The organism is Streptomyces sp. NPDC007164, assembly GCF_040634135.1.
GTDB classification, from domain to species: domain Bacteria; phylum Actinomycetota; class Actinomycetes; order Streptomycetales; family Streptomycetaceae; genus Streptomyces; species Streptomyces sanglieri.
Map to the genome: position 1 here is coordinate 3790 of NZ_JBEYFB010000036.1, position 200 is coordinate 3989.

Sequence of the window (200 nt, forward strand, 5' to 3'; positions counted from 1 at the left end):
CACCACCGGTCACATCACCGGCACCCGCACCACCAGTGGCCTCGCCACCGGTACCTGCACCACCGGTCACATCACCGGCACCCGCACCACCAGTGGCCTCGCCACCGGTACCTGCACCACCGGTCACATCACCGGCACCCGCACCACCAGTGGCAGCACCACCGGTACCTGCACCACCGGTCACATCACCGGCACCCGCA

Annotated in this window: 1 pseudogene; it reads left to right on the top strand. The window is 69.5% G+C overall.

Annotated elements, in window-relative coordinates:
• Positions 1 to 200 (top strand): annotated as a pseudogene (locus ABZ622_RS31565) (hypothetical protein); the annotation flags it as partial.